Origin of the sequence: Bartonella sp. AP280QHHD (genome assembly GCF_042196125.1) — a bacterium.
Taxonomy (GTDB): Bacteria; Pseudomonadota; Alphaproteobacteria; order Rhizobiales; family Rhizobiaceae; genus Bartonella.
The window spans coordinates 107,994-131,547 of sequence record NZ_JBHIPQ010000015.1; the positions used below are offsets into that span (position 1 = coordinate 107,994).

General features: G+C 38.7%; 20 protein-coding genes, 1 tRNA gene and 3 pseudogenes. 16 read left to right on the plus strand and 8 right to left on the minus strand.

What is annotated here, in order from left to right:
• The first annotated feature begins 312 nt into the window (after nt 1–312).
• From ACFIMK_RS01555 to ACFIMK_RS01590, 8 genes and pseudogenes are all read left to right on the plus strand, one after another.
• On the plus strand, nt 313–879 hold the full coding sequence (locus tag ACFIMK_RS01555; protein ID WP_375633370.1) for a hypothetical protein: 567 nt from the start codon (nt 313–315) through the stop codon (nt 877–879).
• Between the two features lie 937 nt (nt 880–1,816).
• Nucleotides 1,817–1,981: a hypothetical protein gene (locus ACFIMK_RS01560; RefSeq protein ID WP_375682888.1), complete on the plus strand. Its 165-nt coding sequence runs from the start codon at nt 1,817–1,819 to the stop codon at nt 1,979–1,981.
• Between the two features lie 385 nt (nt 1,982–2,366).
• The gene (locus ACFIMK_RS01565) at nt 2,367–3,311 is read left to right on the plus strand and encodes a YopJ/AvrA family T3SS effector serine/threonine acetyltransferase (protein WP_375682713.1); all 945 of its coding nucleotides are present in this window, start codon (nt 2,367–2,369) and stop codon (nt 3,309–3,311) included.
• 325 nt (nt 3,312–3,636) lie between these two features.
• Nucleotides 3,637–4,563, plus strand: a complete 927-nt coding sequence (locus tag ACFIMK_RS01570) for a YopJ/AvrA family T3SS effector serine/threonine acetyltransferase (RefSeq protein WP_375682714.1) — start codon at nt 3,637–3,639, stop codon at nt 4,561–4,563.
• 333 nt (nt 4,564–4,896) lie between these two features.
• A pseudogene (locus ACFIMK_RS01575) lies at nt 4,897–5,824 on the plus strand (YopJ/AvrA family T3SS effector serine/threonine acetyltransferase).
• Nucleotides 5,825–6,519: 695 nt separating this feature from the next.
• Nucleotides 6,520–7,182: a lysozyme gene (locus tag ACFIMK_RS01580; RefSeq protein ID WP_375631969.1), complete on the plus strand. Its 663-nt coding sequence runs from the start codon at nt 6,520–6,522 to the stop codon at nt 7,180–7,182.
• On the plus strand, nt 7,179–7,415 hold the full coding sequence (locus ACFIMK_RS01585; RefSeq protein ID WP_375611603.1) for a hypothetical protein: 237 nt from the start codon (nt 7,179–7,181) through the stop codon (nt 7,413–7,415). The genes ACFIMK_RS01580 and ACFIMK_RS01585 overlap by 4 nt, the downstream gene beginning before the upstream one ends.
• A 128-nt stretch (nt 7,416–7,543) precedes the next feature.
• Nucleotides 7,544–7,756: a hypothetical protein gene (locus tag ACFIMK_RS01590; RefSeq protein ID WP_375610233.1), complete on the plus strand. Its 213-nt coding sequence runs from the start codon at nt 7,544–7,546 to the stop codon at nt 7,754–7,756.
• 373 nt (nt 7,757–8,129) lie between these two features.
• On the opposite strand, the gene ACFIMK_RS01595 is transcribed toward ACFIMK_RS01590, so the two are convergent.
• Nucleotides 8,130–8,390 (minus strand): hypothetical protein, encoded by a 261-nt coding sequence (locus tag ACFIMK_RS01595; RefSeq protein ID WP_375682923.1) that lies wholly within the window; start codon nt 8,388–8,390, stop codon nt 8,130–8,132.
• Nucleotides 8,391–8,400: 10 nt separating this feature from the next.
• On the opposite strand from ACFIMK_RS01595, the pseudogene ACFIMK_RS01600 reads away from it, so the two are divergent.
• Nucleotides 8,401–8,570: pseudogene (locus tag ACFIMK_RS01600) on the plus strand (integrase); the annotation flags it as partial.
• Nucleotides 8,571–9,328: 758 nt separating this feature from the next.
• On the opposite strand, the gene groL reads toward ACFIMK_RS01600, so the two are convergent.
• Nucleotides 9,329–10,972 (minus strand): chaperonin GroEL, encoded by a 1,644-nt coding sequence (gene groL, locus ACFIMK_RS01605; protein WP_375606493.1) that lies wholly within the window; start codon nt 10,970–10,972, stop codon nt 9,329–9,331.
• Nucleotides 10,973–11,030: 58 nt separating this feature from the next.
• Nucleotides 11,031–11,327: a co-chaperone GroES gene (gene groES / locus ACFIMK_RS01610; RefSeq protein ID WP_005774667.1), complete on the minus strand. Its 297-nt coding sequence runs from the start codon at nt 11,325–11,327 to the stop codon at nt 11,031–11,033.
• Nucleotides 11,328–11,554: 227 nt separating this feature from the next.
• On the opposite strand from groES, the gene fumC reads away from it, so the two are divergent.
• The 4 genes and pseudogenes from fumC to ACFIMK_RS01630 all read left to right on the plus strand — a co-directional run bounded on the left by fumC (nt 11,555) and on the right by ACFIMK_RS01630 (nt 15,672).
• The gene (gene fumC, locus ACFIMK_RS01615; protein ID WP_375611602.1) at nt 11,555–12,943 is read left to right on the plus strand and encodes a class II fumarate hydratase; all 1,389 of its coding nucleotides are present in this window, start codon (nt 11,555–11,557) and stop codon (nt 12,941–12,943) included.
• 133 nt (nt 12,944–13,076) lie between these two features.
• Nucleotides 13,077–13,268: a hypothetical protein gene (locus ACFIMK_RS01620; RefSeq protein ID WP_375682889.1), complete on the plus strand. Its 192-nt coding sequence runs from the start codon at nt 13,077–13,079 to the stop codon at nt 13,266–13,268.
• Nucleotides 13,269–13,940: 672 nt separating this feature from the next.
• Nucleotides 13,941–14,159: pseudogene (locus tag ACFIMK_RS01625) on the plus strand (lyase family protein); the annotation flags it as partial.
• A 625-nt stretch (nt 14,160–14,784) separates the two neighbouring features.
• Nucleotides 14,785–15,672: an outer membrane protein gene (locus tag ACFIMK_RS01630; protein ID WP_375621582.1), complete on the plus strand. Its 888-nt coding sequence runs from the start codon at nt 14,785–14,787 to the stop codon at nt 15,670–15,672.
• Between the two features lie 2,142 nt (nt 15,673–17,814).
• On the opposite strand, the gene ACFIMK_RS01635 is transcribed toward ACFIMK_RS01630, so the two are convergent.
• Nucleotides 17,815–17,899, minus strand: a tRNA-Leu gene (locus ACFIMK_RS01635).
• A gap of 221 nt (nt 17,900–18,120) precedes the next feature.
• On the opposite strand from ACFIMK_RS01635, the gene ACFIMK_RS01640 reads away from it, so the two are divergent.
• Both ACFIMK_RS01640 and ACFIMK_RS01645 read left to right on the plus strand, forming a co-directional pair.
• Nucleotides 18,121–18,726 (plus strand): YqaA family protein, encoded by a 606-nt coding sequence (locus ACFIMK_RS01640; RefSeq protein ID WP_375638304.1) that lies wholly within the window; start codon nt 18,121–18,123, stop codon nt 18,724–18,726.
• Between the two features lie 12 nt (nt 18,727–18,738).
• Entirely contained in the window at nt 18,739–19,311 is a 573-nt protein-coding gene (locus tag ACFIMK_RS01645) for a disulfide bond formation protein B (RefSeq protein WP_375668247.1), read from the plus strand.
• On the opposite strand, the gene ACFIMK_RS01650 is transcribed toward ACFIMK_RS01645, so the two are convergent.
• Nucleotides 19,308–19,442, minus strand: a complete 135-nt coding sequence (locus tag ACFIMK_RS01650; RefSeq protein ID WP_375613250.1) for a hypothetical protein — start codon at nt 19,440–19,442, stop codon at nt 19,308–19,310. The two genes, ACFIMK_RS01645 and ACFIMK_RS01650, sit on opposite strands and share 4 nt — an antisense overlap.
• 164 nt (nt 19,443–19,606) lie before the next feature.
• Here ACFIMK_RS01650 and ACFIMK_RS01655 point away from each other — a divergent pair, with 164 nt between their 5' ends.
• Nucleotides 19,607–20,131, plus strand: coding sequence for a type II toxin-antitoxin system PemK/MazF family toxin (locus ACFIMK_RS01655; RefSeq protein ID WP_375613249.1), 525 nt, complete (start codon nt 19,607–19,609; stop codon nt 20,129–20,131).
• 42 nt (nt 20,132–20,173) lie between these two features.
• On the opposite strand, the gene ACFIMK_RS01660 is transcribed toward ACFIMK_RS01655, so the two are convergent.
• The 3 genes from ACFIMK_RS01660 to ACFIMK_RS01670 form a co-directional block, all read right to left on the minus strand.
• Nucleotides 20,174–20,380 (minus strand): hypothetical protein, encoded by a 207-nt coding sequence (locus ACFIMK_RS01660; protein ID WP_375630961.1) that lies wholly within the window; start codon nt 20,378–20,380, stop codon nt 20,174–20,176.
• 848 nt (nt 20,381–21,228) lie between these two features.
• Nucleotides 21,229–21,441, minus strand: a complete 213-nt coding sequence (locus ACFIMK_RS01665) for a hypothetical protein (protein WP_375682890.1) — start codon at nt 21,439–21,441, stop codon at nt 21,229–21,231.
• A gap of 294 nt (nt 21,442–21,735) precedes the next feature.
• Nucleotides 21,736–22,374, minus strand: coding sequence for a hypothetical protein (locus tag ACFIMK_RS01670; RefSeq protein WP_375682891.1), 639 nt, complete (start codon nt 22,372–22,374; stop codon nt 21,736–21,738).
• Nucleotides 22,375–23,554 lie beyond the last annotated feature (1,180 nt).

A 23,554-nucleotide genomic window follows, 5' to 3' on the forward strand; every position in this document is an offset into this window, starting at 1 on the left:
TAAGATAAAAAAGGTAAGAAACCACCTTAAAGATGATTTTTTCGCCCCAAACCGTTGCTTTTCTTTGCATTTAAAACGCCTTTAGTATCGTTTGTTTTTTGATCTGCAACGGCTGATATTTCCCGGTATTTGCTCACTCCCCCCCCAGTATTTTCCCCCTTTTAAGTATTTTCCCCCTCTTAAGTATTTTCCTCCTTTTAAGTATTTTCCTCCTCTTAAGTATTTGCTCCCCCCAACATTTGCGCCAAGTGCTTTTTACATCACTGTCCCCCATCAACAGACAGTTTCTTTTTCATTCAAATGGTTAAGTTCATGAAAATACGTAAAAAACGCGGTAGATCGAAAATAACAGGAAAGCGAGAGCCCAATAGCTGTATTTCACGTGCCCAAAATTCCAGCGAATCTGCGCTTCAATCTGCGATTGAAATGCGTGCAAAACACTTTGGTTTAAGCTTCGAAGAAGCGAAAAATCCGCTTGTCGGAACCTATATTGGGCGTCTTTGTTTGCTTGGCTATAAAGAGGCTTCATCAGGCATCAGTAAAGAGCAATATGACACGGCGCAACAATACTTGCAAATTAGAAACGACTATTTATGTGCAAAAGGTTTACCAAACGGTTATTATGATGGTTTTACGCACAGCGCATCAGATGAGAAAGCAAAAAAGCAATGGGTCCAAAGAGCAACGGAACACTATGAAGCTATGCAAGAAGCGATTAAAGAAGCACAATATCTACATCGTCAACACAACTTTCATGCGGCATTACACTATCTTGTTATAGAAGATCAACCGCTGCCTAATCTTGTTGGTTCGTTGCGTATTATTCTTGATGCCCTTTATAAACATTTTGACAGTTCTACCCAAAAGAGCCTTGGCTAAAACACCCATCATTTCCTCCCCCTCACAGGATAAAGATTCTCCCCCTTCTTTTATAACATGCCTCTTTATAACCAGCGCCTTTATAAAGTCCCCCTTTGGCAAATGACACTTGAGAACCTCTGAGCATGCCCTTTCATAGAATTTCATGGGATTGACAAGCTTAAAGCGCACAACAAACAAGCTTAAAAATATCCACCACGCCCTTTAAAAAAATACTTCAACTGTCAAAGAGACTTAACCTTATACCTACCAGTGCCTCACTTAATCCATGCCTCAAAGGACAATATTTCACGGCATGGACAGGATAAATATTGCCCCCTCTTTAAAAAACAGCAACATTCTTCTCTCTACCCCCATTGTAACAAACCACCCTCATCATACACTTCACCCAATATCGCAACATCCTTAGCTCTTCAGACAATTCATTATCGTCATTTTACGTCTTTTCTTGTACAATTCTATATGGCTCTTCTGATCTTATGACGGACAAAAACTATGGCTTTTATTTCAGCATAATCTGGTTTTCTCATTCAAGATAAATAATGATAAAATATCCACTATAAATCAATAGCTTATCATTAAAACAACCCGTTGATTTTTGACACAATTAAAAGCATCATCCCTTAAACGAAAGAAAAAGCCCCTACTAACAATCTTCTCCCTCATCAACAACTGCACCGATAACCCTCCACACCCATCACACCACCACTAATACGACAGCCAGCACAACCCCAATCACCCCCACAAATCGCCAACACCTAAAGCTTTGCCCCGCAACACCTTCCAACCACCGCCTTCCCAATTTCATCAATAAAATACCACGGATTTCAAAACCACAATTCTCCCTTCACCTTTCCCCTCCTTTCTCAAAGGAGAAAATGTTTTTTGCCACATCAAAAACTTTTCCATTAAAACAAGATATTTTGCTGCATAGCTAATGAATGAGCTTTTTTCTGTAGATTTTTCCCGCGATAAAGGAGGAAAAATAATCGTTTTGCGGTTGACAGAATATGAAAAATCGTATTTAATGATGGATGCGGCAAGGGGTTTTCTGCGTCCAGATTTCATCGTAAAATTTTCGCATTATCATAGACTATTATAAGTTATTATAAACTGTTATAAAACAGTGTGTTTCGCGACAATGTTTAAAACTTTACGGTTTGAAGGTATCTTTCGTCCTTTTCTGACTGTTTTCTTTTGCATTACACAATTTGCATCACCAACAACTCTATAATTTTGAGATTTTCAAAACAAGTGGTATTCAATAAGGGCTCTCAATAGAACGCCCTAATAATCCCCCCATAAAATACCAATATCATACATCACAGCAATGATGAGCAATACACGCATAAAAATATGAAAACAGCATTATTATGCTCTCATCGCCTCACCTTTCAAGATGCAAAGGCTTGTTTTTCAAAACATTGTTTAGCCAGAATTGAAGAAGATAATATCACTTATCGATCATCAACATAGAGGCTAAGATTATGAAGCCACAAGATTCTCCCCCACCACATTCCTCACAAACCCCAGAAGGTGCAAGTGCACCTGAAGGGACGCATGCAAATGCATCATTAGACACTCTTACTGCACATTTAGAACGGCTTAACATTGAAAAAATAAAAAACACCCCTTTTAATCGTGCGGAATTAAAAGATATTATTGCCGGTTTAGAAAAGCATAATGCCGATGGCAGTTGGATCAAAAATTATTATGATATTCTAGATCTGTACATGATGCCAGCCTTGGTCGATCAAGCAAATCGTAAATATCCAGAGATGAATCTCAAACTTACAAGCCCCCCTGACGGCTTTGCCCTTGCTCTCAAAGAAACGCTCGAAAAGGGCATAAAATCTTCTAGGCTGATCGTTAACGCACAAGATAGGGGAATTCATTTTGCGGTTGTCGATCATCAAACCATTGATAATAAAACATCTTTGATCTTTTTTGAACCGACCTTACTGCGTGACACGCTTCCCGCATTACTTGCATTAAGAACGCGACAATCCATTGAACATCACCAATTTCCGAATATTCATTTTGCCATGGTAGAAATGGATATTCAACGAAGCTCCTCTGAATGTGGGATGTTCAGCTTAAGCCTTGCCAAAAAGCTTTATCTCGAAGCTCAAAAATTAGAAAGACTACACAAAGATAATATTAAGGGTGTGTTATGTGAACCAGACACGCCTTTACCTGCTGAAAAATTAGATCCATATCTTCCAGCTCGTTTATACAAACACGTGCAAGGAAGAAGACGTCTTGGGGAATATCTAAAAGCCAACCCAGAAGCAGCACAGGAGAAAGTAAACAAAAAAGGCGAAACCCTAACCGAAAGATTTGAGAGAAGCTTGGTAGCAACAGAGACAAAAACTGTTTCTGTTTCACAACACAGAAAAAGAGCCACAGAATACAAATCTCTAATGATGTAATAAGCGTTTTAGCCATAGCCATATTCCACATCCACAAAGAATAAAGCTCTGCGGCTTTACGGTAAGGCATAAATTGCTGTTAGCAAATCTTCTTTTGAGGTAAAGATGCAAACAGTAAGCAACGTGATCTCTTAAAAGATAAAAAGATACCTTACCTTTGACTCTTAAAAGCGGGGGATTTTGTCTTTCGTAACAAAATTTTTTAAAATAAAGATGATTTCATCTCTTTGTTTTTTTTAGATAAAAATCTTTCCTGCAAACATTGTTTAGCCAGAATTGAAGAAGATAATATCACCTATCGATTATCAATATGGAGGCTAATAGTATGAAGCCACAAGATTCTTCCCTCCCTCATTCCTCACAAACACCAGAAGGAGCAAGTGCAAATGCATCGTTAGACACTCTTACTGCACATTTAGAACAACCCAGTAGCGAAAAAGGCAAAAATATCCCATTCAATCGTGAAGAATTAAAAGATATTGTTGCCCGTTTAGAGGATGATATCTCAACTGGTCGTTGGTTCACAGCTGATTATGCAAGTACAGACCTTAAACTAATGCCAGCCTTGGTCGATCAGGCAAATCGTAAATATCCCGACATGCGTCTTCAATTGGCAGCGTCATCTCACGACTTTGCCCTTGCACTCAAAGAAGCCATCGAAAACGGCGTTCAATCTTCTAGATTTATTATTCACACAAAGGACAGGGGAATCCATTTTTCAGTGATTGATCATCAAACCATCGATGACAAAACCTCCGTGATATTTTTTGAACCTACAACACTCAACAATATGAAACCAGCAGTGCTGGCATTAAGAACACAATTGGCTCTTAAAGCGCATGAGTTGCCCAATTGTTCTTTTGCCATGGTAGAAATGGATATTCAGCGAAGCTCTTCTGAATGTGGAATGTTCAGCTTAGCCCTTGCTAAAAAGCTTCATACCGAATCTCAAAAATTAGAAAGACTGCATAAGGATAATGTTAAGGGTGTATTATGTGAACCAGATACACCTCTATCTCCTGAAAAGTTAGATACATATCTTCCAACCTCTTTTTACAAACACGTGCAAGGCAGAAGACGTCTTGGGGAATATCTAAAAGCCAATCCAGAAGCAGCACAGGAGAAAGTAAACAAAAAAGGCGAAACCCTAACCGAAAGATTTGAGAGAAGCTTAGTGGAAACAGAGACAAAAACTGTTTCTGTTTCACAACACAGAAAAAGAGCCACAGAATACAAATCTCTAATGATGTAATAAGCGTTTTGGCCATAGCCATATTCCACATCCACAAAGAATGAAGCTCTGCGGCTTTACGGTAAGGCATAAATTGCTGTTAGCAAATCTTCTTTTGAGGTAAAGAGGTAAAGATGCAAACAGTAAGCAACGTGACCTCTTAAAAGATAAAAAGATACCTTACCTTTGACTCTGAAAAGCGGGGGATTTTGTCTTTCGTAACAAAAATTTTTTAAAATAAAGATGATTTCATCTCTTTGTTTTTTTTAGATAAAAATCTTTCCTGCAAACATTGTTTAGCCAAAATTGAAGAAATAATATCATTTATCGATCATCAATATAGAGGCTAAGATTATGAAGCCACAAAATTCTTCCCTCCCTCATTCCTCACAAACACCAGAAGGAGCAAGTGCAAATGAATCTTTAGAAGACCTTATTGCACGTTTGATGCAAAGTTCCATCCAAACAGAAGAAGAACATGTTGCACCGAGTTCTGACGAATTAAAAGATATTATTACAGGCTTAGAAGATGATCTCGTCACCGGCCGTTGGATTTACGCGGATTATGAAAACACAGATATTAGATTGATGCCATCTCTCGTAGAAAAAGCAAACAGCAAATATCCAGAAATGAATCTCAAATTGGCTCTTACAGCAGAAGAGTTTTCGCACGCCCTAAAAGAAGTCGTTGAGAGCGGCGCAAATTCTGCCCGATTTATAGTCAATTCGGGAAGCACAATCCACTTTGCAGTCCTTGATTATCAAAAAGTTGATGAGAAAATCTCTTTGATTATGCTTGAACCTACAACATTTCAGAATATCGCGGCTTGCAAACTAGAGAGAAAAATAAATCAAACCCTTCAATGTCTTCAACTGCCTCCTTATTCTTTTACCACGGCAGAAATGGATATTCAGCGAAGCTCTTCTGAATGCGGGATGTTCAGCTTAAGCCTTGCCAAAAAGCTTCATCTTGAATCTGATAAATTAGCAAGATTGCATAAGGATAATGTTAAGGGTGTATTATGTGAACCCAATTCATCTTTATCTGCTGAAAAGTTAGATTCCTATCTTCCAACCACTTTTTATAAACACGCACAAGGAAGAAGACGTCTAGAACACTATTTAAAAGCCAATCCGGATGCTGAACATGAAACAGTCAACAAAAAAGGTGAAACTCTGAGAGAGAGATTTGAAAAAAAACTTAAGAACAACAGAAGGAAAAACTGTTTCTGTTTCCTCGCACCAAAAAAGGATTACTGAATACAAATCTTTAACGATGTAATTGAGGCTTTTTCCATATTCCTATTCATCAAAGAACGAAGAGAGGCTGCTTTACGGCTAAGATTTCTCTAAGAAAACCAGCTTTTGCGTTCATAAAACAAAAATAGCCAACAACTTTCCTCTTAAAGAAAAAGCACCATTGTCCTATAAAAACCAGCCCCTCTTAAAATTGTATCAAAATTCCACAGCTCTTGTTAGCCCAAAGCTCTGTGTAACAATGAGACTCTTTGGATAAGCAAAACGTTTGATACATAAAATATTTAATGCTTTCGTCTTCAGTAAAAGCATATGTCTTTTTTTTCTGAGAGTATCCACTTCGTATCTCAAACACCCCCACATCAATACCATACGACCAAACAACCGCAATAGACCACACTTATCGTGCATCAACCCAACAACTGCCCGCACACCAAGAAGGCTCCATAAAAAAACACCAGGACAAGCTCTTAAAATCTACAACCTCTCTTAACGGAAAACACCAGCCCAACTATTACTCCTCTTGCCCAGCCATTATTCCACTTACCCAACTATTATCCCTTTTGGCCAACCATTCCCCCATTCCCTAAGATGTCACAACCAACCTTTTGATTTCATAAAAGTTTCACATCTCTTCTGTTTTTGAAGCGTGAAAAAATTCATTTTTAATCTGTCAACCAGCCTCACGTTACCGTGAGGCTTTATTTTATGGAGAAGCAAATGAGAAAAATATCTAAAGCAGGGCTTGCGCTCATTAAACAATGGGAAGGATTGCGTTTACAAGCCTATAAAGATGCCATCGGGGTGTGGACAATTGGCTATGGTCATACCAGCGCGGCTGGCAAACCGTTCGTTCACAAGGGCATGATCATTACTGAAAAACAAGCAGAAGAAGTTCTTTCTCAAGATTTAAGACAATTTGAAAATACCGTTGAAAAACATGTGACGGTTTCTTTAACGGATGAACAATTCGCCGCGCTCGTATCGTTTTGCTATAATATAGGAACATCGGCTTTTTGTAATTCGACCCTGCTCAAAAAACTCAATAATGGCGAATATGAAGCCGTCCCTGCTGAGTTACAAAAGTGGACTAAAGCAGGAGGGAAACGTCTTCACGGTTTAGTGCACCGTCGTGCAGCAGAATCGGGATTATGGGCAAAAGGGGCTTATGTTTCTCCCAACTACCAAACTGTAGAAACGCAAGCTCCAATGGGATTTTTCAAAGCAGAAGCGCTTACACCGATTATTGGTTCTTTTTCTGGACTTGGGGGCTTATTGGCAGGCAATGGTCCCATCCAATGGGCATTAGCAACCATTATGGTTTTAGCCGCCTGCGTTGGCATTTTCTTTGTGGCAAAACGGTTTCGGGAGCAGCGCTTATGATGTGGTGGTTGAAAAAAAATCTGATGATAACAGGAGCGGCTCTGACCGCTTTTTTTATCGCTTTAGCAAAAGCTTTCACTCTTGGAAAGAAGGTTGAACAACAAAAGCAAATAGAAAAAACGCTAAAGTCATCAACAACACGGCTAGAGGTGGAAAATGAAATTAATCAAAAAAGTGATGCTGATATACGCGCTGCTCTTACTCACTGGTTGCGCGATAAAAACAATCAATGAGCCTTTTTCTTGCGTTGGTTGGATGCCCATTTATTTAGACAACAAAGATCTCAATATCATCAGTTCAAATCTCGCAAGAGATATTTTAAAGCATAACAAACAAGGGGAACACATGTGTGGGTGGAAACATGGCTAGAAAAAAAACGGAAAAACAAACAGAGCTTACAGAAAAGGAAAAAGAAGTCCTACAAGAAATCATCACAACGTATAAAAGTGTAAAAATGATGTCACGCTATACGAAATGGATTATATTCATCATTTTCTTATTAGCACTTGATTTTTCACGGATCGTAGATGTGCTGGGAAGTATTTTTACACAAAAATCGAATATTCAGCTCTAAAATAAATAAAAAACGTGAGACGTGTTAAATCTTTTAAATATAAAAAGCCATTCGTTATTTTTTGAAAACATGGAGATTTTATTGATGATTTTTCATGTCTCACGAGAAATTTTTATACACTCTTCACAAACACTTTCATGAAATGAATTTAGGGGTATGAAGAGAGATTTTTAACCAACGCGTAAGTCAGCAACTTTGGTAACATAAGAAAAGGATCATACCAACATACATTTTTTTAATAAACTATTGATATCCAAATGATTTTATACTCTTCATAAATAGCATTGCCAAGAATTTGTATTAAAAGACATTTCTTTTAAAGAAGTGCATAAACAAGCAATGTAATGGTAGCCTTACATAAAGCCTCTCATCTTTACGTTGAATAAAAAAGCAAGCAGGCTCCTCTCACCTTCCCAATGTCCTGCCTCTCAATGCCCTGCCTCCCAATTTCTACCCTCTCAATTCCCTGCCTCCCAATTTCCACCCTCCCAATTCCCTGCCTCCCAATTCCCTGCCTCCCAATTTCCACCCTCCCAATTCCCTGCCTCCCAATTCCCTGCCTCCCAATTTCCACCCTCTCAATGCCCTGCCTCCCAATTTCCACCCTCTCAATTTCCACCCTCCCAATTTCCACCCTCCCAATTCCCTTATGTTCTATGCATAAAGGTCAAGTTGAAGAGAATATATGGAAAATCCTTGGCTCGAAAATATGAAAAGAAGGCATGAGGCTACAACAGAATTTCGCGTGCCTTTATCATCAGAAGCATTAAAAATTCTAACACAAGCACGCCTACTGTCTTGTCATGATTTTTTTCGGCTACCTGTCATGGTCCCCTTAGTTCAAAAATGGCTCCCCACTCAAGAATTTTCTGTCACAATATAGGCAACAAACAGAACTTGAGTATAACAATATGGGTTTGGCTCCAGTTTAGGTGATGAGCTTACCGAAAAAAAGATGAGAGCAAGGCGAAAAATTAGCTTTTATCTTTAAGCTTCTCAAATGGAGCAGTCTCCCCATTTCAGAGATCAACGAAACAGAGAGATGCTTATTCTCCTATGCAAAAGCTTGAAATACCAGCATCTTATTCATAAAAAACAAACCAGCCCCATCATGCTCTTTTCAACTCTGTCTTTCCAACGCTCAATAGGTACTAACTCTTAACTACTGACTTTTAATGATTGCGTTGGTTCATAAAAACCGTAGTGACCTCTCACCTTATGAAGCACAAACACAGGATTTTTTAACGGTGCATGCATAAACCTGAAATGAAAAAACAGAACTGTATTATGAATAAATGATTATAAATCAAATAGTTATATTTTTATTAGCACAATATTTTCAAAGGAAACCACGATCCCCGCACAATAGAAACATTTCATAAAAACAAGAGAAAAAGCTATGGATTAAGAGTGAAATTCATTCACAATAACGGTAGATCAACCAGAGGAGAATAGAACAATCCTATAAGATAAAGAAACTATCATAAAAGGAAAAACTGTATGAAACGTGAAAAAGCATAAAAAAAACGGGCACAGAAGACCCGTTTCTTTATTATTTCTATGGAAAAAAGCTTAGAAATCCATTCCGCCCATTCCACCCATTCCGCCAGCAGGCATCGGAGGCATTGGTGTATCTTTCTTTGGAACTTCAGCAACCATTGCTTCTGTTGTGATCAGAAGGCTCGCAATTGAAGCCGCATTCTGAAGAGCAGAGCGCACAACTTTCACAGGATCAACAATTCCCAAAGCAATCAAATCACCGAATTCACCAGTTGCGGTATTGTAACCATAAGTGTCAGCATTATTTTCCAGCACTTTGCCCACAATAATAGCGGCTTCTTCACCAGCATTGCTTGCAATCTGGCGCGCTGGTGCTTGTAGAGCACGACGAACGATACTAATACCAGCTTCTTGGTCAGGATTACTTCCCTTAACGGTCAACGCATTTGCTGCACGCAACAATGCGGTACCACCTCCAGCAACAATACCTTCTTCAACAGCAGCACGTGTTGCATTCAAAGCATCATCAACACGGTCTTTCTTTTCTTTCACTTCAACTTCTGTTGCACCACCCACACGGATAACAGCAACACCACCAGCGAGTTTAGCAAGTCTTTCTTGCAATTTTTCACGGTCATAGTCAGAAGTTGTTTCTTCAATCTGAGCCTTGATTTGATTGACGCGAGCAGTAATTTCAGCCTTTTGTCCAGCACCATCAATAATGGTGGTGTTTTCTTTAGAAATATTCACTTTCTTTGCACGTCCAAGCATATCCAAAGTGACATTTTCAAGTTTAATGCCCACATCTTCAGAAATAACCTGTCCGGATGTCAAGATAGCGATATCCTCTAACATTGCTTTACGACGGTCACCAAATCCAGGAGCTTTTACAGCAGCAATTTTCAAACCACCACGCAATTTGTTGACAACGAGCGTTGCCAAAGCTTCACCTTCCACATCTTCAGCGATAATGAGAAGTGGTTTTCCAGACTGAACAACAGCTTCAAGCACAGGAAGAAGAGATTGCAAATTAGACAATTTCTTTTCGTGAATGAGAATGTAAGGATCATCAAGATCAGCGACCATTTTCTCAGCATTTGTGACAAAATAAGGGGAAAGATACCCACGGTCAAATTGCATTCCTTCAACGACTTCTAATTCCGTTTCAGCAGTTTTAGCTTCTTCCACGGTAATGACGCCTTCATTGCCCACTTTTTCCATAGCATCAGCGATCATTTTACCGATTTCAGCAGCGCCATTAGCGGAAATTGTTCCCACCTGTGCAATTTCTGCTGAAGTTTGGATTTTTTTTGCTTTTTTGAAGAGGTTTGCCACCACTTCTTCAACAGCAGCATCAATCCCACGTTTAAGATCCATTGGGTTCATGCCCGCAGCAACAGCTTTAACACCTTCTTGCACAATAGCTTGTCCTAAAACAGTTGCTGTTGTTGTTCCATCACCAGCGATATCATTGGTTTTAGAAGCAACTTCGCGCAACATTTGTGCACCCATATTTTCGAACTTATCTTCCAGTTCGATTTCCTTTGCAACGGATACACCATCTTTTGTGATACGAGGCGCACCGAATGATTTATCAATCACCACATTGCGACCTTTAGGGCCGAGTGTCACCTTAACAGCATTAGCAAGGATGTCGACACCGCGCAACAAACGCTCACGCGCTTCACGGCCAAATTTGACTTCTTTAGCAGCCATTTAATTTCTCCTTGGAGTTTTCTCAAAATAGTACACAATGAAAAACTAAGTGCTTCAATTAGCCCATAATTCCCATAATGTCAGATTCTTTCATGATGAGGAGGTCTTCCCCATTAATCTTGACTTCAGTTCCAGACCATTTTCCAAACAAAATACGGTCTCCTGTTTTGACTTCTAAAGGCACGCGCTTTCCGTTATCATCGAGAGCGCCATTGCCAACAGCAATCACTTCGCCTTCTTGGGGTTTTTCTTTTGCTGTATCAGGGATGATAATCCCACCAGCCGTTTTATTTTCAGATTCAACCCGACGGACAACGACACGGTCGTGAAGTGGGCGGAATTGTATATTAGCCATGTTTTAAATCCTTAAAACTGAACATAATTGAATTAATCTTAAAAGTTCTTGCTAGCACTCTCAAATTACGAGTGCTAGCATGTGTTAGATATAAAATCGGCATCTCTCAATGTCAAGAATAGCCATAAAAATAATTTCTCTAAATGAAGCTTCAAAGTCTTGCCTCTTATTGCACTTTCGCGTTATCTATCTTTTTTGAGAACCCGTGAACAAAAAAGGATCTTATCATGGTTGAAACACGTCAGGAAACGGATAGCTTTGGAACGATTTCGGTACGTCAAGATCGTTATTGGGGCGCACAAACTGAACGTTCTCTGCATAATTTTAATATTGGCAGTGAAAAGCAGCCTCTTGCCATCATCTATGCCTTAGTCCTTGTCAAAAAAGCAGCAGCGATTGTAAATATGGGCAAAGGAAAACTACCAGAAAATATTGGAAAAGCAATTATTGCCGCCGCTGATGAAGTGCTTGCTGGCGATTTTGATACGCATTTTCCACTGTCCGTCTGGCAAACAGGTTCTGGCACACAAAGCAATATGAATGTCAATGAAGTCATTGCTAATCGTGCTAGTAAGATTTTGGGAGGAAAACTTGGAAGCAAAAAACCAGTTCATCCCAATGACCATGTCAATATGAGCCAATCATCGAACGATTCCTTTCCCACGGCGCTTCACATTGCCACCACGTTGCAAACACGCCAACACTTACTGCCAATCCTTGAAGCTCTTATTGCGACATTAAAACAAAAAGAGCAAGAATTTGCAGATATCATTAAAATCGGCCGCACCCATACGCAAGATGCAACCCCTTTAACCTTAGGGCAAGAATTTTCAGGCTATCGTGCCGCATTAGAAGCCAATTTTCAGCGTATTGAAAATGCTCTAACCGATGTCCAAATGCTTGCTCAAGGTGGTACGGCTGTTGGCACAGGGCTGAATGCGCCAAAAGGTTTTGACGTTGCTTTTGCGCAAACAGTGAGCACTCTCACAGAAATAACGTTCCAAACTGCCAGCAATAAATTTGAAGCACTTGCCCATCATGGCGCCCTTGCGCATTTCCACGGGAGCTTGAATGCTCTCGCTGCTGATCTGTTTAAAATTGCCAATGACATTCGTTTTTTAGGCTCTGGTCCACGTTCCGGTTTAGGGGAACTCAGTCTTCCTGAAAATGAACCCGGATCTTCTATTATGCCCGGCAAAGTCAACCCCACGCAATGTGAAGCCTTAACCATGGTCGCATGCCAAGTTTTTGGTAATCACACCAGCGTAACCTTTGCCGCAAGCCAAGGACATTTTGAACTCAACGTTTATAAACCTGTTATTGGCTATAACGTTTTACAATCAATTACCCTTCTTGGTGATTGCATGCGTTCTTTTGATATGCATTGCATTCAAGGATTACGGGCCAATCGTGTTCATATTCACTCGCTCATGGAGCGCTCACTCATGTTAGTCACAGCTCTTGCACCAGAAATTGGCTATGAAAAAGCTGCTGAAATTGCCAAAGCAGCGCACAAAAATGATACAACTTTGCGCACCGAAGCATTAAAAGCAGGTGTTTTTGTAGAGGATTATGACCGATTAGTTGATCCTAAAAAGATGATTGCTCCCCAATAAACAACCCACTAAAAAAGATGCAAACATCTTAAAACAAATCTTTCTGTCAAAAGATCGGGGTGTAAACACCCCGATGATGACCGATAACAATTACCCACAGCGTTCATTTTAGGCTCTGATCCGCATTTATGCTATGGGTGGTTTTGTTGCTTATATTGTACTTAAAAGGCACAACGGTTTTGGAAAGGCATGGATAGTCATAGCTCAACATCCAATAGCTATACTGGCAGAAAGTGATTTAAATGGATATGACCTTAAGGTGTTTTTCATTCTAGCTTCGCGTTTTGATTTTGAAAATCTATTAGCTATCAACCAAACAGAATGAGCTCAAAAAAAATCGGTATTAATAGACATAATTTCAATCAAAGTATAAAAAGATTAATGAATTCATCGTAGTTACGCTTTACAATGTTATCATTATTGATAACATTGGGTAGATAACTCTTATCTCAATGAGATAATGTGTTTATTTATAATGATAATCTAGCGTTATCCATATTGAACGAGAATCCTAAATACCGTAAGATTTTCTCATTTTAAATCGGTCCCATGTTGCATCAATCAAAATCACTGACTTGCACATCACAAACGCAATGAATATGTGAATAGAAATTGTATCCGATAAGAACTACAAACGCCTCTAATGAACCACCTCAAGTGCCAAGGACTGTCACAACGGACAAAGGGGCCTCCTGTCACAACATTGTGGAGAGGACTGTCACAACACCCCACGAACTGGCAAATATAGTAATGGTACCGGCGTGCTCCTTTATGAAGCGTAAAAGAGATGCTCAATAGATTTATTATTATACCATTCACAATCGCTGTCATGAAATGGGTTTAGGAACATTGCGAAATGTCTCTTTTATGAAGCGTGAAGATGGGAGTGCTCAATAGATTTATTATTATATCATTCACAATCGCTGTCATGAAATGGGTTTAGGAACATTGAAAAATGTCTCTTTTATGAAGCGTGAAGATGGGGGTGCTCAATAGAGGAACAGCTGTTGGAACAAAATTCAATGCACCGAAAGGTTTTGACCTTTGCTGAAACAATCCACTCTTTGACGGGATATCCTTGACAGCTCGCAAGAAATTGGAGGCATTTGCCCATTATGGCGCCCTCACCCATTTCCACAAAAACCTGAATGCACGCGCTAATCTCTTTAAAATAGCCAACGACTTTCAGTTTTTAGGCTCTCATCCACGTTCCGGCTTTAAGCGAACGGAACGGAGAGTTTATCCGTTTTACATGGCGCATAAGAAACCTCATGAGACTTGAGATTCTCGCACTTTACTCCTTCTGATTCTTCGTATTCCATTCAATCAATCAAAACTATTCGCTTAGATTATTATAAGCAAAAGTGGCATATAGATAAAAAAGAAATAAAGTCGCCCATCCCCTCGAGTGCTCAAAAGGCTACCGCAATACAAAGCTATGCAATATCAAAAACGAGCAACGAATATGACGGTGCCAATATGCATTTTTACGATAAATTGAATATTTAAGCACATTGGTGTCAATCATAATGGATAATACATTTAATAACAAAAAGTGTTTTAATATATATAAAGTAATATTTTTTTAACAAATAGAAAGCTTGTTTACTATACTATAATTTTTTCTAAAACACAGAGAACACTGAAAGAGTATATAAAAATACTGAAAAATCAATATAAACGCGGGATAATAGCATGAAAACAAGTTTCAAGAACGCTTAAATATGGATAATTATAGAGTTTTTGAATGTTTTAGTTTTCATAATGATATTAAATATAGATTTTTTTAACCAATTCGTATATAATGCGATTTGTATCTGAAATAAATTGGGGACGTTTTTATGAAAACAAAATGTTTAGTTGCACTATCTATTTTCACCTTCATTACCGCTTCAACAGCGCAAGCAGCAGATACAGTAATCTTTAAGCAATCAGAACCGAAGGTTTCATTGCAAGATGTTTCGTCATCACGTATTTCACCGGTTACTGTTTCTGCGCCTTTTTCTTGGTCTGGTTTTTATTTTGGAGGACAAATTGGATATTTTTCCAATAAAAATACTCTAAATTATGCACAAGAAGCCAGGGACGGAAAGTGGGCTTGGGTTGATAGAGATTTATCACCGAAACTATCAGGATTGAGAGCAGGTTTGTATGCAGGTTCTAATATTGATCTGGGAGATCTTGTTTTCGGTTTTGATACCGACATGGTCTGGTCTGGGAGGAAAAGCACCCAAACAGACAATGGAAAGAAAATTCTAGATGAATCAAACTCCATTAACATTGCCTTTAAAAAAGCTGGGATTCCTATCATAAAACCTGCAGCTCAGGGTGAAACGATATCCAACTATGGTGACATTGTTGTTAGCAGTGTAACATTGAAAGAAACGTGGTCTGGTGCCACGCGCGCGCGCATAGGTTTTGCTTCCCATCGTCTTATGCCTTATATTGCAGGGGGTATAGCCTATAGACAGATGCAATATATCATGTCACTTTTATCAAAATCGCAAGAAGATTCGACAATTTTTGCTTCTGGCAATGTGTTAGATGAGACAAAAACAATGTTTGGTTACACTGTTGGTGGTGGTTTTGATCTTGCAATGACAGATAATATCATTATGCGGACAGAATATCGTTATTCAGATTTTTTTAAAAAGAAATTTGCAAACGATAACCTTAAAATCTCTTCTCAAACGCATGATGTTCGCTTTGGTATCGCTTATAAATTCTAAGTTTTTTAGAAAAGTTGAACGATTAAAAAACCCTGTTAAAAACGGGGTTTTTTAATGCCCCTTTCCCCCTAAAAAGACGTAGATTCTAAAAACCTGTACTAAACTTTAAACAAATAGTCACGAAACAATAAAGCCTCTCCCTCTCTTAAAGCAAATTTCTATCCTCTCAGCCTTTCATGTAATGCCTTTGGAATATAAAAGCTTTACCATCATACCACTGGGCGCCATCGTAAAATAAATGAGAGCCGTTATTTAAGAGATATTTCTTTAAAATAAATATGGATATTGTGCATCAATTGCAGTTTTATAAGATGATGTTGACTTGGCCTCCCCGCTCTTAAAGGATAAAGATTCTAAACACCCATTTTTAAACACCCATTTTTAAACACCATGTCCGTTTATAAAAGCACAAAAACCCTTGGAGACTCTTGGGGGATATTGGGGGATATTGGGGGATATTGGGCGGGCTTCTTTGGGCTCCTCCTCATGGAATGCCCTTAAATCTCAAGCAAGACAAACACTGAAGAATATCCAACACACACCGAAAAAAATACTGTAACGTTTCAAGGAAGTATGCCCTATATGACCACACTTCAAACAACAGTATTTTACCGCTATTATATGCCAAGAGTGGAGAGAGAATATTGCGGTTCTCTGTTTATGTAATTTCTGTAACGAGAAGACAGCTTCATTTAGGGAGAACATGAAGTTGTCAAGGTAAAAACCAATTTCCAATCTTACCATTTCCCTCTGCTTTACGACTTTCGAAAGCCTCTAAAGCAAAATCTTTTAAGCCTCTCATGCTCCTGCCTTTTAAAGAGTGGAGATTACGCACTACCCCATGTTTTTGTTGCTCACATATCTTTTTGGCGATCACGCCCCTCATGTCATACGACAACGCTTCAAACCAAACACACTCAAATTCAAGACACTTGGGTTGCCAATTCACATGCGTGTTTTAAAGAAACAGCTCTCAAAACCCTCAAGCCCATTTTGCGAAAGCACCTACAAGAATATAAAATCTATAAAGCCTCTAAAGCACTATTTTTTAAGCCTCTAAAGCTCCTGTCTTTTAAAGAGTGGAGATTACGCACTACCCCATGTTTTTGTTGCTCACATATCTTTTTGGCGATCACGCCCCTCATGTCATACGACAACGCTTCAAACCAAACACACTCAAATTCAAGACACTTGGGTTGCCAATTCACATGCGTGTTTTAAAGAAACAGCTCTCAAAACCCTCAAGCCCATTTTGCGAAAGCACCTACAAGAATATAAAATCTATAAAGCCTCTAAAGCACTATTTTTTAAGCCTCTAAAGCTCCTGTCTTTTAAAGAGTGGAGATTACGCACTACCCCATGTTTTTGTTGCTCACATATCTTTTTGGCGATCACGCCCCTCATGTCATACGACAACGCTTCAAACCAAACACACTCAAATTCAAGACACTTGGGTTGCCAATTCACATGCGTGTTTTAAAGAAACAGCTCTCAAAACCCTCAAGCCCATTTTGCGAAAGCACCTACAAGAATATAAAATCTATAAAGCCTCTAAAGCACTATTTTTTAAGCCTCTAAAGCTCCTGTCTTTTAAAGAGTGGAGATTACGCACTACCCCATGTTTTTGTTGCTCACATATCTTTTTGGCGATCACGCCCCTCATGTCATACGACAACGCTTCAAACCAAACACACTCAAATTCAAGACACTTGGGTTGCCAATTCACATGCGTGTTTTAAAGAAACAGCTCTCAAAACCCTCAAGCCCATTTTACGACAGCACCTACAAGAATATAAAATCTATAGAGCACCATCTCTACACTTCATAAAAGTGCAAGCTGGCACCATCCATCATACACTTTACCTCCAATGATGCCCTTGAAACGGCATAAGAGGCATTTTTATTCATTTTTTGTAAAATTTCACTCCACGCGAGCTCATCTAGCTTGTAACGCACGAGCGACATGATTTTGGTTGATTTACTATAAGCAGACTTGAAATGAGAGAATCCTACGGTATTCGAGGTTTTTCATTCAACATACAAAACATTGAACACGGTCTATAAATTCCATGTTTTATAAATCCCATGTTCTATAAAACAACGTGATGCGCCATAACAGGATAAAGGAAAATATTTATGAAGTGGTGCGGGTGGTCGGACTCGAACCGACACTCCTCTCGGAACCAGATTTTGAGTCTGGCGCGTCTACCAGTTCCACCACACCCGCACACTGCTATAAAAGACAGGACTATAAAAGACAGACTTGTCGATTATTCCTTTGCACTATATGAAGAAGAACAGATTCGTCAACAGAAGACTTCTCATTTTTTAAGAATTCATATCATTTTCTGATCTATTTTATGAAATACTTTCTTTATTGGATTTCTCTACCGGATTTATAGCAATCTCATTTGTAAAGTCTTTACCTCTTAAACTTATAAAAGCCTCATGATATTAAACAAATTAAAGCTTTGGACGATTTCTTTAGCAAATCGGCGTACAGCACCACACTGGCTTGGTTTCATTGCCTTTATTGAAAGTTCTGTTTTTCCAATTCCCATAGATGTTTTATATATTCCGATGCTTCTTATCCATCAAAAACGGGTTTATCGCTATGCTTTGATTGCGACGATCTGTTCTGTATTAGGAGGCATTGCCGGTTGGTTTATCGGACATTTTGCCTATGATACCCTTGCCAAACCCATTTTAGAAATTTATGGTAAGGTTGAAAGTTTTGAATCTCTGAAAAATAGTGCAACCCTGCAATTTCTAATCATTTTACTGATAACATCAGGTTTTTTTCATCTTCCCCCCATCAAGATTGTCACAATTTTGGCCGGTGTTATGAGTGTGCGTCTTGAATTTTTCATTCTTATTTGTATTTTTTCCAGAGGCGCTCGTTTTTATCTTCTCGCGTGGCTGATTAAACATTTTGGACAAAAAGCAATGAATTTTCTAGTACAGCATTTCAAATGGATTGTTCTCATTGGTTGTGTTAGCCTCCTTTTAATTTATGGGATTTTCATAGCTTTTTTAAACAGGAAGCTTTTATAAGGAACAGACTTAATGGCATGCGTTTTGTCTTCTCACCCACTTTTACACAAGCACCTTCATCTTGAACCCAGCAGAAAAGAACAAAGTTTATGGGCTTTTTTTCTCGCTTTTTGCTTGTCTGCCACAATAGGGATTGCCCTTGGTTTTGAATATTTCGGAGGGTATCTTCCTTGCGATTTATGTCTCATAGAGCGTTTTCCTTATTATGGAGCCATACCATTTTTGCTCTTAGCAGGTTTTGGGGCATATTTTTTTCGCATAACTGCTTGGATACAACTTTTGTTTTTGTGTGTTTTTGTCTTAATGTGCATCAGCCTTGTTTTAGCCGTTTATCATGCGGGTGTTGAATATGGCTTTTGGGAAGCTCCCCTCAGCTGTGGTTTAAGCGCAGTCAGAAAAACCTCAGACATTAACCAGCTGCTTAACCAATTAAATAGCATTCATCCCCCTTCTTGTTCTGAAGCATCCGCACGCTTTCTTTTTCTTTCATTTGCCGGTTGGAATGTCGTCTCAAGCCTATTTTTCTCCCTTATAAGCCTCTATATTACTTCAAAAGGGCTCCTTTCAATCCATAAAAAACTCTAACCATAAAATAGAAACGAAACCGCGTGCACTCGTTCTCTCCAATCGCTTTCCCCTACCAACAACCCTCCAATCACCAATCCCCACCCAAAACCACCCACCGCCAAACCAACCCACCCACACCAACGAGTCACCAACATCCCTCCTCTAGCGTTGTACTCAAAAGACAAAAATAAGCAGATACATCCATTTTATGGTTTCACCTCTCTGTACTTATAAGCAACATTTTGATAAAAACTCGTGATAGAAAAGCCGTAAAATAATAAGTGAGGGGACCAATAAATATAAATGGTCTGCTATGGCTGAAGATAAAAACACAGAGCCTTCTACCCTATCACCTATTTCCTTAGATATAACCAAACTTGAAGAACCATGTGTTATGATGGAACATGATCATAATGCATGGCGTGAGCATATAAAAGAAAGGGATTTAAATGCGCCTTACGAAAAACCACCTCATATAAAACCACGAATCAAATCGGCACCACGCATCAGACAAGTTTTTTGGTGTGATTTTCCTCATGATTCGATACTCCCTGAATTTTGGAAAAAGCGGCCTGTTTTAGTGCTTTCTAAGAATGCAAAATTATATGGAAATGTGACAGTTTTACCTTTTTCAACGAAATCACAACCCAATAATCCCGCTGCGTATCCAATACAATCTCCTATAGAGAATAAAAAAGCATGGATTATCTGCAATTATGTCACAACAGTTTCTGTAAGTCGTTTAAGTTGCTCACGTACCGTTCCAAGATTATCCTGCGAAGATTTTCATAAAGTTGTAGCTCTGATGCTCAAATATTTACCGCATTTACACTATTGACTTTTGAGAAAAATAAGTGTATCTATATCACCATACACGGCATCAGTAATGGTGGCCGCTTCCCCGCAAGGGGAGATAGGAACGAAGGAGTGGGAAACCGCTCCTTTCGTCATTTTTGGTATTTTTTTGAAAACTGCCATTTTTTGCAACCTTCCCTAGAACATACCCAACATTCATTCTCCACCGTTGTTGTTTTGCTCCACCGTTGTTGTTTTGAAATATTTGCGATTTGGGGTAAGCAGAAGACAATATCCACACCTTGGATCCGGTAAAGTTTCCCATGGAGATTACCGAGATATTGTACATACTTATCATTTCATTGCACAAAAAATCGTGCTGCCGTTGCTTAAACTTTATATGATTTTCCGCAATGGGAATATCTTTCCAAGATTGAAAAAAAGCTTCGCTTTATATGACCACACCTCAAACGATCGTATTTGACGAGATAACAAAGAAAATTCTCTAATAAACCAGAAATCAACACCCAACCGATTTCTATCTCTTCACCAAAAACAATTGTTTATTGCCCTAACCACATTATTTCACCGGTCACACGAGCTAACATAGCTTTTGCAGATAGATTTTCTTCCCTCTTCTCCGAAAAACGATATATGTTAAGCTATTTTGGGATTTACTGCTGAACTGCTTATGCTTGCACTTTGAATGCCTTTTTTCTCACCATATAAAAGGTAGATAAAAAAATAATTTCGTTTATCAGCTTTATTTTAAAGACACACCTATTTTTACAGGATACGTTTTCCTTTCTATCAACCCTATCACATTTAATACACTTGTCGTTTCTAAACATGAACAACCAAGCATCACAATGGAACAATAGACACCCATCACTTTCATGGGCACTTGCATTGACAAGAGATAAACAAGAGCATTGATCACCACACACGGAGCAAAAGTCTATAGCGACTACGCCATAGACTTTCGCCACGCAAGGGTTATTCTTAAAGCATATTTATGATGAGATAATCATTTATGACATCCTTTTTGTTACGCCAAAGAACGGGTTTTGCTAACGAGTTTTACTATTGTGCAAATTTTTCAAGAGAAATCCTCATTCGCTCATAGATGACAAGATTTCTTTATGGAGAGCGCACATGACGCTCAGCTTTGACCTTTTCCATAACAAGGGTAAGTTCAAACTTTAACCAAAACGACAATACACCTACTCTCAACGATTTACGCACCACCTCATCGGCAACAGGCTGCTCCAATATCGGTGTATTTATCGGTGCATTGACTTGAGGATTTTTTGCACTTCCACGCACCGTAAAAAAAGAAAATATTTTTCTCATGTTGCATTCTCATTTCAATTTATAATGGATTTTAAAATGACCAAAAAAATCAAACAAAAATAGAGAGGTAAGTTACGAAAACTACAGGGTAAATTTTACTGCCCCAAAATGTCTATTTTCCCCCGCCTGAACAGTCAGAGGAACACTATAAAAATTATTTTCATTGAAAAACAATTACTTATAATCTAGGGAAGAAAAGTAAAAATATCCCCCAGAAAAAGAGATTACCTTCAAAATTATCAAAAAAAGCAGCACAATTTTACTGATCTTTTTATTTTTTTTCTTTTGATAAAATTAATTGGCAGGTGTCTTAGGCGCCCCTCCGGTAGGTTCCCAATTCGCAACAGCCGCTAATTCCTCAATGAGCTTCTCTCTTGGTAAATTATTATCATCCACCAACTTGTACTGAACGGCATTGTCACTAAGCCACTTTATAAGCGTTCCTTTAACAGTTTTACCACCCTCAGCCTCACTCACCGCTTCCCATGCCGCAACAATAGCAGCAAGCTTTGGAGCATAACGTGGATGCGTTGGATCTTGAAACGCATATTTTTGATCCTTAGTCTCAGCAAAATTATCCTCAGGGAAAAAAACTTTAGGTCTCTTACCACGCAATGAAAGCCATTCTTTTAAATCATCAACGCGAACATATGAGGAATCTGCATCTATATCACCAAAAGGATCATACGACCATTCTATCTTTAATTGATTGCTTTTTCCCGCTTGAACGATAGCATGATAGGCTGCACGGAAATTAGCAGTATTTTCTAATGATACGCGACGGTTACTTTCGTAAATATCACCTTTTTCTGGTTCTAATTTGTTGAAAAACAGACACTTTCCTGGATTCAAGCCCGCTATCAATAACGCTGCCTGCAGTATTGTTAGTTTTTGAGAACGTAAAAGCCATTCTATACTTTCATCAATTTCCATATATTCCCCGCTTTTTCTACAAAACTTAACATATTTTTTAAAATGCTAAGAGCAATCTCCTTCACTGACACAGAGATTATACTCCCCTCACATTGCACGCTTATCACACTTTTTAATAATCCCACAACCACACCCCTCCTTGTGATCCACAAGAAAATGATTTGAATTGTTTCAATATAAGAAGTTTTGAAATGAGAGGAATCCTACTGAATTTTGGGCTTTCATACAAGATATCAGGCAAGTTACAAGGCGATAAATGCCCCTTCATAAAGCATAAATTTTTATGCGTGATCAAACAATTTGATATGATAATATCTCTCTCATTTATACACTCCCACCCTTAAACCTGCCCCTGCAATTACAGCACAAAAGATAATTCGTTACACGCTAACAAATCCACCTAAATGCAAAAGCTGTAACAACGCTAAAATGCGCGTAAATATTATAAGAATACTGTCTTACACCTCCACAAGCAGAATGAGTGGCGTAAAACTGTACAATAAAATGCCATGCCTATAATGAACCGTGCTAAAGACTGTCGCAACACTGGGAGCTAAGGTGTATGATGATGCAAGCTTGCTCTTTATGAAGTAACAAGCCAGCACCATCTATTTGCCAGCCCCCAATGTTGTGACAGCCCTTGGCTCTTAAGACGGCTCATAAGAGCCATTTTTAGTCCTTTCTTCTATAGTTTTTACCCACACACCAACCCCGCTTGTAGTGTGCAAGCAAGTAATTTTGATTGATTTAAGATAAACAGATTTGAAATGAGAGAATCCCACGTTATTCGGGAGGCTAATTCAATATGAATAACGCTAGATTATCATTATAAATCAATATCTTTTATGCAGCGTAAAGATAAGAAGGCTCAATGGAGTGTATATTATTGTATGAAGGCTTTACTGTTTTACTCTTTTATACTCTTCACGGACGCCCTCATGAAAGAGACTTTTGTCCCTTGAAAAAGTCTCTTTTAAAGAATTATCTCAAATTCCAAAGATTGTTATCGTCTTTTGAACCCGTCAAATGAATGATCGTGCCCGCTTATTTCCATATATTCACAATACATTAGAATGCTCCATTGAAAACGTCCCATAATAAAGCATATTTTCTCTCAATGCTTTCACGCCCCCCTCTCGACCCCACTTAATAAATCTCCCACTTAATAAATCTTCCTGTA